Genomic DNA, 13,682 nt, shown 5'->3' with positions numbered 1-13,682 from the left:
CCGTGGCCATCTCGGTCTTCGACCTGTTCTCGATCGGCATCGGCCCGTCCAGCTCCCACACGGTCGGCCCCATGCGCGCGGCCGCGATGTTCGCCCGCCGCCTGAAGAACGAGGGCCTGCTGGCCCACACCGCTTCGGTACGGGCCGAGCTGTTCGGCTCGCTGGGCGCGACCGGCCACGGCCACGGCACCCCCAAGGCCGTCCTGCTGGGCCTGGAGGGCAACTCGCCGCGCACGGTCGACGTCGAGACCGCCGACGAGCAGGTCGAGCGGATCAAGACCGCCGGGCGCATCAACCTGCTGGGTGTCCACGAGATCGGCTTCGACGTCGACGAGGACCTGATCCTGCACCGCCGCAAGGCACTGCCGTACCACGCCAACGGCATGACCCTGTGGGCGTACGACGACCAGGGCACGGCCCTGCTGGAGAAGACGTACTACTCGGTCGGCGGCGGGTTCGTCGTGGACGACGACGCGGTGCGCGGCGAGAACCCGATCGTCCCCGACGACACCGTGCTGACCTACCCCTTCCGCACCGGTGACGAGCTGCTGCGGCTCACCAAGGAGACCGGCCTGTCGATCTCCGCGCTGATGCTGGAGAACGAGAAGGCCTGGCGCAGCGAGGCGGAGATCCGCGAAGGGCTGCTGGACATCTGGCGCGTGATGCAGGCGTGCGTGGCGCGCGGCATGTCCCGCGAGGGCATCCTGCCCGGCGGTCTGAAGGTCCGCCGCCGCGCCGCGAACACCGCGCGCAAGCTGCGCTCCGAGGGTGACCCACAGGCCCTCGCCATGGAGTGGATCACGCTGTACGCGATGGCCGTGAACGAGGAGAACGCCGCCGGCGGCCGGGTCGTCACCGCCCCGACGAACGGCGCCGCGGGCATCATCCCGGCGGTCCTGCACTACTACATGAACTTCGTGCCCGGCGCGGACGAGGAGGGCGTGGTGCGCTTCCTGCTCGCCGCGGGCGCGATCGGCATGCTGTTCAAGGAGAACGCCTCCATCTCCGGCGCCGAGGTCGGCTGCCAGGGCGAGGTCGGCTCGGCCTGCTCGATGGCGGCCGGCGCGCTCGCCGAGGTCCTGGGCGGCAGCCCCGAGCAGGTGGAGAACGCCGCCGAGATCGGCATGGAGCACAATCTGGGCCTGACCTGCGACCCGGTCGGCGGCCTGGTCCAGATCCCCTGCATCGAGCGCAACGGCATGGCGGCGGTCAAGGCCGTCACGGCGGCCCGGATGGCGATGCGCGGCGACGGCAGCCACAAGGTCTCCCTCGACAAGGTCATCAAGACCATGAAGGAGACCGGCGCCGACATGAGCGTCAAGTACAAGGAGACCGCCCGCGGCGGCCTCGCGGTCAACATCATCGAGTGCTGAGGGGCGACGGCGCCGCCGCCTCGCGCGGGGCGACGGCGCCGTTCGTCCGGGTGGTCACGCCTTGCTGAGGTGCGCCCAGAACTCGTCGAAGGTGAGCAGGCCGTCACCGTTGCCGTCCTGGGCGTTGATCACGGCCTGGGCAACGGTCTCCGTGACGTTGAAGTCGCCCAACTGGGCCATGACGCTCTTGTACTCGGCGGCCGAGATGAGCCCGTCCCCGTTCACGTCGTACCGCTCGAATGCCTTGCGCGCCGACTCGATGTCCGCCACTGTCCACCCCTTCTTGGTGCATAACTGACGGCGGTCAGATTATCGGCAGGGTGGTGGGGACCGGCCCGGGGGCCATGGTCAGCGGAACACTCCGGTGTGGCCGAGCGAGTAGCGGCCCGGCTGCGGGTAGACGGCGAGGCCGTGCGGGCCGCCGCCGACCGGGATGCGGGCCAGTTGCCTGCCGGTCCTCGTGTCGATCGCGTACACCTCGGAGTCGTACCGCCCGGACAGCCACAGCACCTTGCCGTCGGCCGACACCCCGCCCATGTCCGGGGAGCCGCCGTCCGGGAGCCACCACTTCTTCGTCAGCTTGTTCTGGGCGAAGTCGAACACGGAGATGGAGCCCTCGCCGCGGTTGGGGACGTACATCTCCCTGGAGTCCCGGGAGACGTACAGGCCGTGGCAGCCCTTGCCGGTCGGCAGGAGCGTGGGGGTGGTGAAGCGGTCGCCGTCGAGCACCCACATGCCGTGCGCCATCATGTCGGCGATGTAGAAGGTCTTGCCGTCCGGCGAGAGCTTCACGTCCTGTGGCATGGCGCCCTGGAACGGCAGCTTCTGCTGGGCGACGACCTTCATCCGCTCGGTGTCGACCTTCAGCAGTTCGCCGGAGAACTCACAGCTGACGATGAAGTACCGGCCGTCGGCGGAGAAGTCGGCGTGGTTGACGCCGTAACAGGTCACCGGCTCGGTGTGGCGCCGCTCCATGGTGTGCGGGTCGAGGAAGACCAGCTCACGGTCGAGGGAGGCCATGACGACGGCGTACCTGCCGTTGGGCGTGAAGTACAGGTTGTACGGGTCGTGCACCTCGACGTCCTTGCCCCTGGTCCCGGTCGCCGGGTCGATGGGGGTGAGCGTGTGGCCCCGGTTGTTGTTGACCCACAGGGTCTTCAGGTCCCAGGAGGGTACGACGTGCTGCGGCTGGACGCCGACCGGGATGGTCTCGATGACCTTGTACGTCGCGGGGTCGATGACCGAGACGGTGTTGGAGAGGGTGTTGGGGACGTACACCCGGGACGGGAAGCCCTTGACCACCGGGGACAGCTTGCCCGGCCGGTCGGCCGCGTAGATGTCCTTGGGGTCGAGGACGGGCGGCATGCCCGGCAGGCCCGCCGGGGCCGTCTTCCCGGGTACGGCGACGGGCGCGGCGGACCGCGAGGCGCCCGGCCCGGTCGGTTCGCCGGCGCCGCCGCACCCGGCGAGGGCCGCGAGCAGGGCGGCCGCGAGCAGGCTCTTCGATCGCTTCGTCAGATGCAGCATCGTCACGCGCCCATTTAAGGGGCGTAAGGGGTGCGGTCCGCCTGGCCGACCGGCGCCCAGCCCCCCGCTGCCACGCCATACGGGCGATGAATCAACCATCGAATCCCATAGTTATTCATGCTTTACGAGGTCCATGAGCCAGCTCACCTACGATCCATTTACCGACTGACCCGATTTGCTGATTTTCATCCCGGTTTGGTCTTTTGGTGGCAAGGCCGCCCGTCTGCCATAGTCGATGGCACGACCCCCATTGACCCGGGCCAGGTCGTTCCGCGCCCGTGGATACACCCCCAACGTCCACGGTGCGCTCCACACGGAAGCCCCCACGGCGCCGCATCACGGCGCGAGGGGGCTTCCGCGTTTCCGGAGCGGTGTCAGCGGTCGGACACACGCATTTCGAACCACGTGGTCTTGCCGCGCGGCAGCAGGTCGACCCCCCACCGGTCGGACAGCTTGTCGACGAGGAAGAGCCCCCGCCCACTGGTGTCCAGCTCGTGCACCGGCATCAGACAGGGCAGCCCCCGCGACGGGTCACGCACCTCGACGCGGATCCACCCCCGGCGGCGCACCATGCGCAGCCCGAAGACCCGCGCCCCGGTGTGCCGGACGGCGTTGCCGACGAGTTCGGAGACGAGCAGGATCGCGTGCTCGGCGATCTGCGGGGTGAGCGCCCACTGACGGAGGACGACGCACTGGGTGAGCCGGCGGGCGGTCGCGGCGGACTCCGGAAGGGACGGCAGCCGCACCTCGCTCTCCGTCGGGTTGCCGAACAGTTCGAGCGCCTTGAGCGCCTGCTCGTCATCCGCGGCCGGTACCCACCGCGCGGCGGTAGCGCCGCCGCGCTGCCGTGGTTGCTCTGCACCTTCCAGCCCCGCCATGCCCACCATCATGGCCGCCCGGCGGCCTCCGTGTGGCCGTTCCGGGTGAATCGATGCCCCGGAATGAACCATTCCGGGGACACCACCCGACATATGCCGCTGGCAGAAGGAATCCATGAAATCCCGGCTGACCTGCGGCAAAGCGGGGCCCGTCAAAGCCCGCCGCGGCATGCGGAGATGACGCGCTTAAGGCACCCTTAAGGCCCCGCTAAACCACCCGTACGGCTGACAACTCGCTTTCGCTTACAGGAACTTGGCCTTGCCGGGGCCCTCCTCCACGAAGCTGCGCATCCCGCGCTCCCGGTCTTCCGTCGCGAACAGCCCCGCGAACCAGTTGCGTTCGACGGTCAGGCCCGTGTCGATGTCCGTCTCCAGGCCCGCGTCGATGGACTCCTTGGCCGCGCGCAGCGCCAGCGCCGGTCCCTGGGCCAGCTTCGCGGCCCACGCGTGCGCCTGCTCGTACACCGCGGCCGCCGGTACGACGCGGTCGACCAGCCCGATCGCCAGGGCCTCGTCGGCCCTCACATGACGCCCGGTGAAAATCAGGTCCTTGGCCTTGGACGGGCCGACGAGACGGGCCAGGCGCTGTGTACCGCCCGCGCCCGGGATGAGCCCGAGCAGGATCTCCGGCTGACCCAGCTTCGCGTTGTCACCGGCGATACGGAAGTCGGCGCACAGCGCCAGCTCGCAGCCGCCGCCCAGCGCGTACCCGGTGACGGCGGCGACGACGGGCTTGGGGATCCGGGCCACGGCGGTGAACGAGTCCTGGAGGGCCTTGGAGCGCAGCACCATGGCCGCGTGGTCCATGGCCTGCATCTCCTTGATGTCCGCGCCGGCCGCGAACACCTTCTCGCCGCCGTACAGCACCACGGCACGGACGTCGTCCCGGCGCCCCGCCTCCTCGGCGAGCTCGCGCAGCCGGTCCTGGGTGGCGATGTCCAGCGCGTTCATCGGCGGGCGGTCCAGACGGATGGTGCCGACGCCTTCGGAGACTTCGAGAGTGACTGTCATGCAGGGCAGGTTAGCCGTGGCGGGTCTGGGGGGTCTGCCCCACGGAGCACGGCATGACGAGGGGCCCGGTGCCGTCCCTCACCACGACAGCACTGGGCCCGCACAGCTCACCGTGTTACTTGATCCACTCCGACCAGGGCATGTTCCAGCCGTTCAGGCCGTTGTCCGGCTGGATCTGCTTGTCCTTGGAGTTCTTCACGATCACCACGTCACCGATGATCGAGTTGTTGAAGAACCAGGCCGCCGGGGTGGAGTCGTCGTACGCGCCGCGCACATCGCGCAGCCCCACGCACCCGTGGCTGACGTTGGCCGAGCCGAAGGTGTCCCTGGAGGCCCAGTAGTTGCCGTGCACGAAGGTGCCGGAGGTGGACAGGCGCATCGCGTGCGGCACGTCCTTGATGTCGTACTCGCCGCCGAAGCCGACCGTGGCGCCGTTCATCCGCGTGACCTCGTACTTCTCGCTGATGACCATCTGGCCGTTGTACGTGGTCGTGGACGGGGCGCCCGCGGTGATCGGGATGGTCTTGATCAGCTTGCCGTTCCGGACGACCTTCATCGTCTTCGCGCTCGCGTCCACCGTGGAGACCTGGCTGCGGCCGATGGTGAACGTCACCGTCTTGGCCTGCTTGCCGTACACCCCGGGGCGGCCCTCGACGCCGTCCAGGTTGAGCCGCACCGTGACCTTCGTCCCGGGGGCCCAGTACTTCTCGGGGCGGAAGTCGAGGCGGTCGTTGCCGAACCAGTGGCCCTCGATCCGCACGGACGGCTCGGCGGTCACCGTGATGGCCTTCTCGACGGCCTCCGGGTTGGTGATGCCACGGGTGAAGTTGATGGAGACCGGCATGCCGACGCCGACGGTCGAGCCGTCCTCCGGCGTGTAGTGGCCGATGAAGGTGTTCTTCGGTACGAGGGTGGTGAAGGTGGTGTCCTTCGCCGACTCACGGCCGTCCGCGTCCTTGGCGACCGCGTGCACCTTGTACTTGGTGGCGGCCGCCAGGTGCCGGACCGGCTCCCAGCTGGTGCCGTCCGCGGCCATCTTGCCCTCGACCCGGTTGCCCTTGGAGTCCGCGACCGTCACCGCGGTCAGCTTGCCCTTCTCGGCGGTGATCTTCAGAGCGCCGCTCGTCGGGACCGACGCGGCGCCGTCCTTGGGAAGGATGGTCACGACGGCCTGCGAGGCCGCGTTCTCCACCGTCCCGCCGTCGCGCTCCTTGCCCCCGCCCTTGCCGCCGCCGGCCGGGCCCGGTCCCCCGCACGCCGTCACCAGCAGCAGCAACGCCCCCAGTACCAGGGCCGGCAGACCCTTGCCGGCCCCGCCCCCGCGCCTGCCAGTCGCCCCGGCCGATGCACCCGATATCGGCTGCACGTTCACTTTGCTGTTCTCCCCTCGCACGGCCTGGCACCGCCACGGCCCGCACCCCCGCGCGCCCACTCGCACGCACCGCGATAGATAATCACACCGCAGGCGCGGCCCAGCACCTACGAATGTCACCGTTCAGTCCCAAGTTGTCCAGAACGGGGGCGCGCCACGCCCGGCCGGCGGGGGTGGCGAGGTCAGCGCAGGGCGGAACCGGCCTTCCACCGCCTCCAGTCCATGTTCCAGCCGCCCAGGCCGTTGTCGGGAGCGACCTTCCGGTCACGTGAGTTGACCACTTCCACGACGTCCCCGATCAGCGTGCGGTCGAAGAACCAGCCCGCCGGCGCCGCCGCGCTGCCGCCCTTCACATCGCGCAGCCCCACGCACCCGTGGCTGACGTTGGCCGAGCCGAACGCCGAAGCCGGCGCCCAGTAGTTGCCGTGCAGGAACGTCCCCGACTCCGTCAGCCGCATCGCGTGCGGAACGTCCTTGATGTCGTACTCGCCCTTGCCGTCCTTCTTCTTGAAGCCCACGGTGGCGCCGTTCATCCGCGTCACGTCGAACAACTCGGTGACCACCATCTTCCCGTTGTACGTGGTGGTCTTGGGCGCCCCCGCCGTGATGGGCAGTGTGGCCAGGAGCCTGCCGTCGCGCCGTACCTCCATGGTGTGCTTCTCCGCGTCCACCAGGGAGACCTGCGAGCGGCCGACCGTGAAGCCGACCGTCTTGTGCTGGATGCCGTACACCCCCGGCGCCGCCTCCACATCGCGCAGTCGCAGGTCGACGGTGACCTGGGTGCCCGGCTTCCACAGCTCGCGCGGCCGGAAGTCCAGCCGCTCCTTGCCGAACCAGTGGCCCACCACCTCCACCGGCGGCCGGGCGGTGACGCGGATGGCGCGCTCGACGGCCGCGCGGTTCTCGATCGGCCGGCTGAAGCCGAACGAGACGATCATGCCGGTGCCCACGGTGGAGCGGTTCTCCGGCTTGAAGTAGCCGATGAAGCGGTGCTCGGGGACCGCGGTGGTGAACGTGGTGTGCCGGGCCGAGCGGCGTCCGTGGCCGTCCAGGGCCACCGCGTCCACGCTGTACTTGGCGGCCAGCGCGAGCCGCGTACCGGCCGCGGGCCGCCAGCGCAGACCGTCCTCGGAGACCGCCCCCGCCACCTCGGCGGGCTGCGCGTCCTCGACCTTCCTCACCGTGACGCGCTCCAGCCGCCCGCTGGGCACCCGCACCTCCAGCGGGTCGTCCGGAGCCACCCCCTTCGCCCCGTCCTCCGGCACCACCCGGATCGTGTCCCCGGACGAGCCCCCCTTGCCGCCGATGCCGAGGTCCAGACCGCCGTCGCCGGTGCATCCGGCCAGCGCCGCCACCAGCCCTGCCCATGTCGCGGCAGCGGCCATGCCGAGCCCTGCCCGCTTGAGTACGTGTCTCACGACGCGATCAACGAGTGCGCCCCTCCAGGGGAAACGTGAGTACGGGTCATGTTGGGAGGCGGGCAGTCCGGGCAGAACAGGTGGAGGACCTAGTGCGGGACCACGGCCGGGACGCCGTGCGTCCCGCCCTTGGGTCCATGGAGCCGGACGAGCCGCGGGAGGCCGGCAGGTGTCGAGCGCAGCCGAACAGCAGGCAGTGCAGCGTGCGGTGGGTGACGCACTGCTGGACGGGAGGTCGGCCCCCGCCGGGGCGCGGCGCCATGGGCTGAACGGGCTCCCCCAGGGCCCCGACACGCCCGCCCCACCGGTGTGGCCGGGGGCGCCCACCCCCCTGGGTGCCCGGTTCCGGGCCGGGCCCGGCGGGGCGGCCGGAACGAACTTCGCGCTGTGGGCGGGCGGGGCCGAGGCCGTCGAGCTGTGCCTCTTCGACGAGGGCGGCACCGAGACGCGGTTGCCGCTGACCGAGCTGACGCATGAGATCTGGCACGGCTTCGTGCCGGGCGTGCGGCCCGGGCAGCGGTACGGCTACCGGGTGCACGGCCGGTGGGACCCGTGGACGGGTGCCCGCTGGAACCCGGCGAAGCTGCTGCTGGACCCCTACGCGCGGGCGGTGGACGGAGAGTTCGAGCTGCCGCCCGAGGTGTACGGGCACGTCCGCGACTGGCCCGACCAGCACGTCGCCGACACGGTGCGCGACGACCGGGACTCCGCGCCGTACGTGCCCAAGGGCGTCGTCGTCCACGATGACGACGACTGGGCGGACGACCGGCGGCCCAAGACGCCGTGGGCCGACTCGGTCATCTACGAGATGCACGTACGCGGCTTCACCAAGCGCCACCCGGGGATCCCGGAGGAGCTGCGGGGTACCTACGCGGGGCTGGCGCACCCGGCCGCGATCGAGCACCTGGTGGGGCTCGGGGTGACCGCCGTCGAGCTGCTCCCCGTCCACCAGTTCGCCCACGAGGATCATCTGCTGCGGCGGGGGCTGAAGAACTACTGGGGCTACAACTCCATCGGCTATTTCGCGCCGCACGCCGCCTACAGCGCGTCCGGCACGACCGGGCAGCAGGTCGGTGAGTTCAAGCGGATGGTGAAGGCGCTGCACGCGGCCGGCATCGAGGTCATCCTCGACGTGGTCTACAACCACACGGCCGAGGCGAGCGAGCTGGGGCCGATGCTGTCGCTGCGCGGCATCGACAACCGCGGCTACTACCGGCTCCAGGCCGACGCCCGCCGGTACGCCGACTACACGGGCTGCGGCAACACCCTGCATGTCGTCCAGCCGCACGTCCTGCGCCTGATCACGGACTCGCTGCGCTACTGGGTCACCGAGATGGGCGTCGACGGGTTCCGCTTCGACCTGGCGGCGGCGCTCGCCCGCTCCATGCACGACGTCGACATGCTCTCTCCGTTCCTCGCGACCATCGCCCAGGACCCGGTGCTGCGGCGGGTGAAGCTGATCGCCGAGCCGTGGGACGTCGGCACCGGCGGCTACCAGGTGGGGGCCTTCCCGCCGCTGTGGACGGAGTGGAACGACCGCTACCGGGACGCGGTGCGGGACTTCTGGCGCGGCGCCCTGCCCGACGTACGGGAAATGGGCTACCGGCTGTCCGGGTCCAGCGACCTGTACGCGTGGGGCGGGCGGCGCCCGTACGCGTCGATCAACTTCATCACCGCCCATGACGGCTTCACGCTGCGCGACCTCGTCTCCTACGAGCGCAAGCACAACGCGGCCAATGGGGAGGGCAACCGGGACGGCACCAACGACAACCGGTCGTGGAACTGCGGCGCCGAGGGCGAGACCGAGGATGCGGCGATCAACGCGCTGCGCCGCCGTCAGGTCCGTAACCTGCTCACCACGCTGCTGCTGTCGACGGGTGTGCCGATGCTGGTCGCGGGCGACGAGATGGGGCGCACGCAGGGCGGCAACAACAACGCCTACTGCCAGGACAACGAGATCGGCTGGCTCGACTGGTCGCTGCCGAAGCGGCCGGGGCCCAAGGGGCTGCTGGAGCTGACGTCCCGGCTGCTGGCGCTGCGCCACGCCCATCCGGTGCTGCGGCGCCGGGCGTTCTTCTCGGGCCGCCCGCAGCGGGCGGACGGCCTGCGGGACCTGGCGTGGTTCACGGCCGGGGGCGCGGAGATGACGGAGGCGGACTGGTACGCGCCGACCGCGACGATCGGCCTGTACCTGTCGGGCCGGGACATCCCGGGCCGGGACGCGCGCGGGGAGCCCATCGCGGACGACAGCTTTCTGGCGGTCCTCCACGCCGGTGCCCAGCCGGTGGACTTCCGCCTGCCGGGGCCGCCGTGGGCCCAGGCGTACGAACTGGTGGTGGACACCTCCCGCGAGGACCAGGCCGAGGCCCCGGGCACGGTGCACCCGGGCGGGGAGGTGGTGACGGTCCCGGAGAGGTCCGTGCTGCTGTTGCGCGTACGGGAGTAGGAGCGGGCCGGTCGGCCGAAAAGCACGTGAGCGTTGTCAGTGGTGAACCGTAGGCTCGGTGCTGATGACTGACCGTTCAAGCACTCGCTCGCTGCTGCGTCTGTGGCCGTATGTCCGTCCGGTGCGGACGCGGCTGTGCGTCGCGGCGCTCGTCGCCGTCGTGGCGTCCTGTCTGGGCCTGGTCATTTCGCTCGTACTGAAGTGGATCGTGGACGGCCCGGTGGCCGGGCGCGACCCGGGCGGGGTGTGGTGGGGGGCGCTGGCGCTGCTGGTGCTCGGGCTCGCGGAGGCGGCGCTGTTCGGGCTGCGGCGGTGGCTGGTGGCGCGGCCGCTGGCCGGGGTGGAGTCGGCGATGCGCGCCGATCTGTACCGCCATGTGCAGCGGCTGCCGATCGCCTTCCACGACCGGTGGGCGTCGGGACAGTTGCTGTCGCGGGCGACGACGGATTTGTCGCTGATACGGATGTTCCTGGCGTTCCCGCTGACGTTTCTGTTCGTCAACGGCGTGACGGTGCTCGTCGGTTGTGGCCTGCTGCTGGCGCAGGACTGGGCGCTGGGGCTGGTGCTGCTGGTCCCGGTCGTGCCGCTGATCGTGCTCTGCTCGCTGTTCGAGACGCGGTACGCCCTGGTGGCGCGGCGCGCCCAGGACCAGGTGGGCGATCTGACGACGGTCGTCGAGGAGAGCGTGCTGGGCATCCGCGTCATCAAGGGCTTCGGGCGTCACCGCAGCCAGGCGGCCGCGTTCCGGGCGCTGTCGCGGCGGCTGCGCGGGACGGAGCTGGCCAAGGCGCGGCTGCTGGCGGGGATCTGGGCGGTCATCACGATCGTGCCGGAACTGGCCATCGGGGCGGCCCTGGTGCTGGGCACCGTGCGGGTGGCGGACGGGGGGCTGTCGGCGGGGACGCTGGTGGCGTTCTTGTCGATGGCGCTGGCGCTGCGGTGGCCGGTGGAGTCGATCGGCTTCCTGCTGGCGATGAGCCAGGAGGCGGCGACGGCCGTGGAGCGGTTCTTCGAGGTGATGGACGAGGCGGAGGAGGACGGCGGGGGCGCGGGCGGGGGCGGCTCGGTCGCCGGGCGGTCCGGTGGGCTGCGCTTCGAGAACGTCACCTTCCGCTACCCGGACGCGCCGCCCGACGCGCCGCCGGTGCTGGCCGGCGTCGACCTGTGGGTGCGGCCGGGCGAGACGCTGGCGCTGGTCGGCGCCACCGGCTCCGGCAAGACGACGCTGACGGCGCTGGTGCCGCGGCTGCACGAGGTGACGGGCGGGCGCATCCTGCTGGACGGCGTCGATGTGGCGGCCATGCCCCGGCAGCGGCTGCGGGAGCTGGTGTCGGTGGCCTTCGAGGAGCCCACCCTGTTCTCGGCGAGCGTGGCCGAGAACGTGCTGATGGGCGCGGAGGGCGCGGACGACGCCGAGCTGCGGCGCGCCCTCGGCGTCGCGCAGGCCGGTTTCGTACGCGAGCTGCCGCAGGGCGCGGCGACCCAGGTCGGCGAGCAGGGGCTGAGCCTGTCGGGCGGCCAGCGTCAACGGCTGGCGCTGGCCCGCGCGGTGGTGGGACGGCCGCGGTTCCTGGTGCTGGACGACCCCCTGTCGGCGCTCGACGTGCACACGGAGGCGCTGGTCGAGGCCGCGCTGCGGGAGGTGCTGCGGGAGACGACCGCGCTGGTGGTGGCGCACCGGCCGTCCACGGTGATGCTGGCCGACCGGGTGGCGCTGCTGTCGCGGGGCCGGATCGCGGCCGTGGGCACGCATCGGGAACTGCTGCGGGACAGTGCGGAGTACGCCTGGCTGATGTCGGGCGCGGAGACGGGGACGGGCGGTAGGGGATGACGGAATCGGGCGACGCGTTCGACCGGGACACGCTGCCGGCGCCGGAGGGGGCCACCGGTGCGCTGCTGCGGTCGTTGCTCCGGCCGCGGCGCCTGCGCGTCGCGGTCGCCGCGCTGCTGCTGGTGCTGCAGCAGGCCGCCGTACAGGCCGGGCCGCTGCTCGTCGCGTACGCCATCGACCGCGCCGTGCCCGCCCTGCGGCGTGAGGACTACGGGCCGCTGATCGCCGTCGCCGCCGGGTACGCGGGGTGCGCGGCGGGCGCGGGACTGCTCCACTACGGCTTCATCCGCACCTCCGCCCGGGTCAACCAGGACGTCCTGTTGGACCTGCGGGGGCGGATCTTCCGGCACGCGCAGGCGCTGAGCGTCGACTTCCACGAGCGGTACACGTCCGGCCGGCTGATCTCCCGCTCCACCACCGACGTCGAGTCGCTCCGCGAACTGCTCAGCGAGGGGCTCCAGGAGCTGGTCGGGGTCGTCCTGTCCTTCGCGTACATCTCGGTGCTGCTGCTCTGGCTGGACCTGGGCATCGGCGCGGTGGCGGTGGCCTCGTTCGTCCCGCTGTATCTGCTGGTACGGCTCTACCGGCGGCGCGCGGCGGTCGCGTTCAGCGCGCGGTCGACGGCCATCGCCGCCGTCATCGTGACGTTCGCGGAGACGATGAACGGGATCCGGCCGGTCCGGGCGTTCCGCCGGGAGCCGGCGAACGACGCGCGGTTCCACACGCTCAACCACCGCCACGAGCGCCGCAACGGCGACGCCATCCTGGAGATGGCCCGCTATGTCGTCGGCTCCCGGCTGGTGGCGAACACGGCGGTCGCGGGCATGGTCCTGTGGGGCGCCCACCGGGTGGCGGGCGGGACCCTCGCGCTGGGCATCCTGGCGGCGGCCGTGCTGTACGTACGGCGGCTGTACGACCCGATCGACCGGCTCGGGATGTTCCTCAACTCCTACCAGTCGGCGGCCGCGTCGCTGGAGAAGATCGCCGGGCTGCTCGCCCAGACCCCGTCCGTCCGGGAGCCGGCCGCGCCCCGGGAGCTGCCGCCGGCGCGCTCGGGCACTCCGGGGCGCGAGGTCGTCTTCGAGGACGTCCGCTTCGCGTACCGCACGGGCGGCGAGGTCCTGCCGCGTTTCGGCCTGACGATCCCGGCCGGGCAGACCGTCGCGGTGGTCGGCTCGACGGGCGCGGGCAAGTCGACGCTCGCGAAGCTGCTGGCCCGCTTCTACGACCCGACCGAGGGCCGGGTGCTGCTCGACGGCGTCGACCTGCGGGACCTGGCCACGCCCGAACTGCGGCGCGGGGTGGTGATGGTGACGCAGGAGGCGTTCCTGTTCTCCGGGACGGTCGCGGAGAACATCGCGCTGGGGCGGCCGGAGGCGACGCGTGCGGAGATCGAGCAGGCGGCGAAGGCGATCGGCGCCCATGACTTCATCGCGGACCTCCCGGACGGCTACGACACCGACGTACGCAAGCGCGGCGGGCGCATCTCGGCGGGCCAGCGCCAACTGGTCTCCTTCGCCCGCGCCCTGCTGGCCGACCCGGCGGTGCTGATCCTGGACGAGGCGACCAGCTCCCTGGACATCCCGGGCGAGCGGGCGGTGCAGCGCGCGATGGACACCGTGCTCCACGGCCGCACGGCGGTGGTGATCGCCCACCGGCTGTCGACGGTGGAGATCGCCGACCGGGTCCTGGTCATGGAGGGCGGCCGGATCGTGGAGGACGGCCCCCCGGCCCAACTGATCGGCGCGAAGGGCCGTTTCGCGGGCCTGCACCGGGCGTGGCGGGACAGCGTGGTCGGGTGACGGCGGCGGGGAGAGCCGGGTGGG

Annotated in this window: 10 protein-coding genes; 4 read left to right on the top strand and 6 right to left on the bottom strand. The window is 71.4% G+C overall.

Annotated features, from left to right (window positions below; all coding sequences use genetic code 11):
* Window positions 1-2 precede the first annotated feature (2 nt).
* A complete protein-coding gene (locus tag QWM81_RS18380; protein ID WP_290113146.1) occupies window positions 3-1,373 on the top strand; it encodes an L-serine ammonia-lyase in 1,371 nt (456 codons plus the stop codon).
* 54 nt (window positions 1,374-1,427) lie between these two features.
* On the opposite strand, the gene QWM81_RS18375 is transcribed toward QWM81_RS18380, so the two are convergent.
* The 6 genes from QWM81_RS18375 to QWM81_RS18350 form a co-directional block, all read right to left on the bottom strand.
* Window positions 1,428-1,643: an EF-hand domain-containing protein gene (locus QWM81_RS18375; protein WP_290113145.1), complete on the bottom strand. Its 216-nt coding sequence runs from the start codon at window positions 1,641-1,643 to the stop codon at window positions 1,428-1,430.
* A gap of 78 nt (window positions 1,644-1,721) precedes the next feature.
* Window positions 1,722-2,900, bottom strand: coding sequence for a YncE family protein (locus tag QWM81_RS18370; protein WP_290113197.1), 1,179 nt, complete (start codon window positions 2,898-2,900; stop codon window positions 1,722-1,724).
* 374 nt (window positions 2,901-3,274) lie between these two features.
* Entirely contained in the window at window positions 3,275-3,790 is a 516-nt protein-coding gene (locus tag QWM81_RS18365) for an ATP-binding protein (RefSeq protein WP_290113144.1), read from the bottom strand.
* Window positions 3,791-4,021: 231 nt separating this feature from the next.
* On the bottom strand, window positions 4,022-4,789 hold the full coding sequence (locus tag QWM81_RS18360) for an enoyl-CoA hydratase/isomerase family protein (RefSeq protein ID WP_290113143.1): 768 nt from the start codon (window positions 4,787-4,789) through the stop codon (window positions 4,022-4,024).
* 115 nt (window positions 4,790-4,904) lie between these two features.
* Entirely contained in the window at window positions 4,905-6,161 is a 1,257-nt protein-coding gene (locus tag QWM81_RS18355; protein ID WP_290113142.1) for a L,D-transpeptidase, read from the bottom strand.
* Window positions 6,162-6,343: 182 nt separating this feature from the next.
* Window positions 6,344-7,579, bottom strand: coding sequence for a L,D-transpeptidase (locus tag QWM81_RS18350; RefSeq protein WP_435372392.1), 1,236 nt, complete (start codon window positions 7,577-7,579; stop codon window positions 6,344-6,346).
* Window positions 7,580-7,748: 169 nt separating this feature from the next.
* Here QWM81_RS18350 and glgX point away from each other — a divergent pair, with 169 nt between their 5' ends.
* From glgX to QWM81_RS18335, 3 genes are all read left to right on the top strand, one after another.
* Window positions 7,749-10,025 carry a glycogen debranching protein GlgX gene (gene glgX, locus QWM81_RS18345; protein ID WP_435372391.1) on the top strand — a complete coding sequence of 759 codons (2,277 nt, stop codon included), beginning with the start codon at window positions 7,749-7,751 and terminating at the stop codon, window positions 10,023-10,025.
* A 64-nt stretch (window positions 10,026-10,089) separates the two neighbouring features.
* Window positions 10,090-11,856: an ABC transporter ATP-binding protein gene (locus tag QWM81_RS18340; RefSeq protein ID WP_290113141.1), complete on the top strand. Its 1,767-nt coding sequence runs from the start codon at window positions 10,090-10,092 to the stop codon at window positions 11,854-11,856.
* Entirely contained in the window at window positions 11,853-13,658 is a 1,806-nt protein-coding gene (locus QWM81_RS18335) for an ABC transporter ATP-binding protein (RefSeq protein WP_290113139.1), read from the top strand. Before QWM81_RS18340 ends, QWM81_RS18335 begins: the two co-directional genes overlap by 4 nt.
* Window positions 13,659-13,682: the final 24 nt, after the last annotated feature.

The organism is Streptomyces ficellus, from assembly GCF_030406405.1.
Classification (GTDB): domain Bacteria; phylum Actinomycetota; class Actinomycetes; order Streptomycetales; family Streptomycetaceae; genus Streptomyces; species Streptomyces ficellus_B.
Note: the sequence above shows the minus strand (reverse complement) of the source record. Positions and strands in the feature narration are given on the sequence as shown.

What these genes read in the sequence shown, in the direction of transcription:
- QWM81_RS18370 (WP_290113197.1), bottom strand. Translation starts at nt 2,900, where the DNA reads ATGCTGCATCTGACGAAGCGATCGAAGAGCCTGCTCGCGGCCGCCCTG.
- QWM81_RS18365 (WP_290113144.1), bottom strand. Translation starts at nt 3,790, where the DNA reads ATGATGGTGGGCATGGCGGGGCTGGAAGGTGCAGAGCAACCACGGCAG.
- QWM81_RS18360 (WP_290113143.1), bottom strand. Translation starts at nt 4,789, where the DNA reads ATGACAGTCACTCTCGAAGTCTCCGAAGGCGTCGGCACCATCCGTCTG.
- QWM81_RS18340 (WP_290113141.1), top strand. Translation starts at nt 10,090, where the DNA reads ATGACTGACCGTTCAAGCACTCGCTCGCTGCTGCGTCTGTGGCCGTAT.
- QWM81_RS18335 (WP_290113139.1), top strand. Translation starts at nt 11,853, where the DNA reads ATGACGGAATCGGGCGACGCGTTCGACCGGGACACGCTGCCGGCGCCG.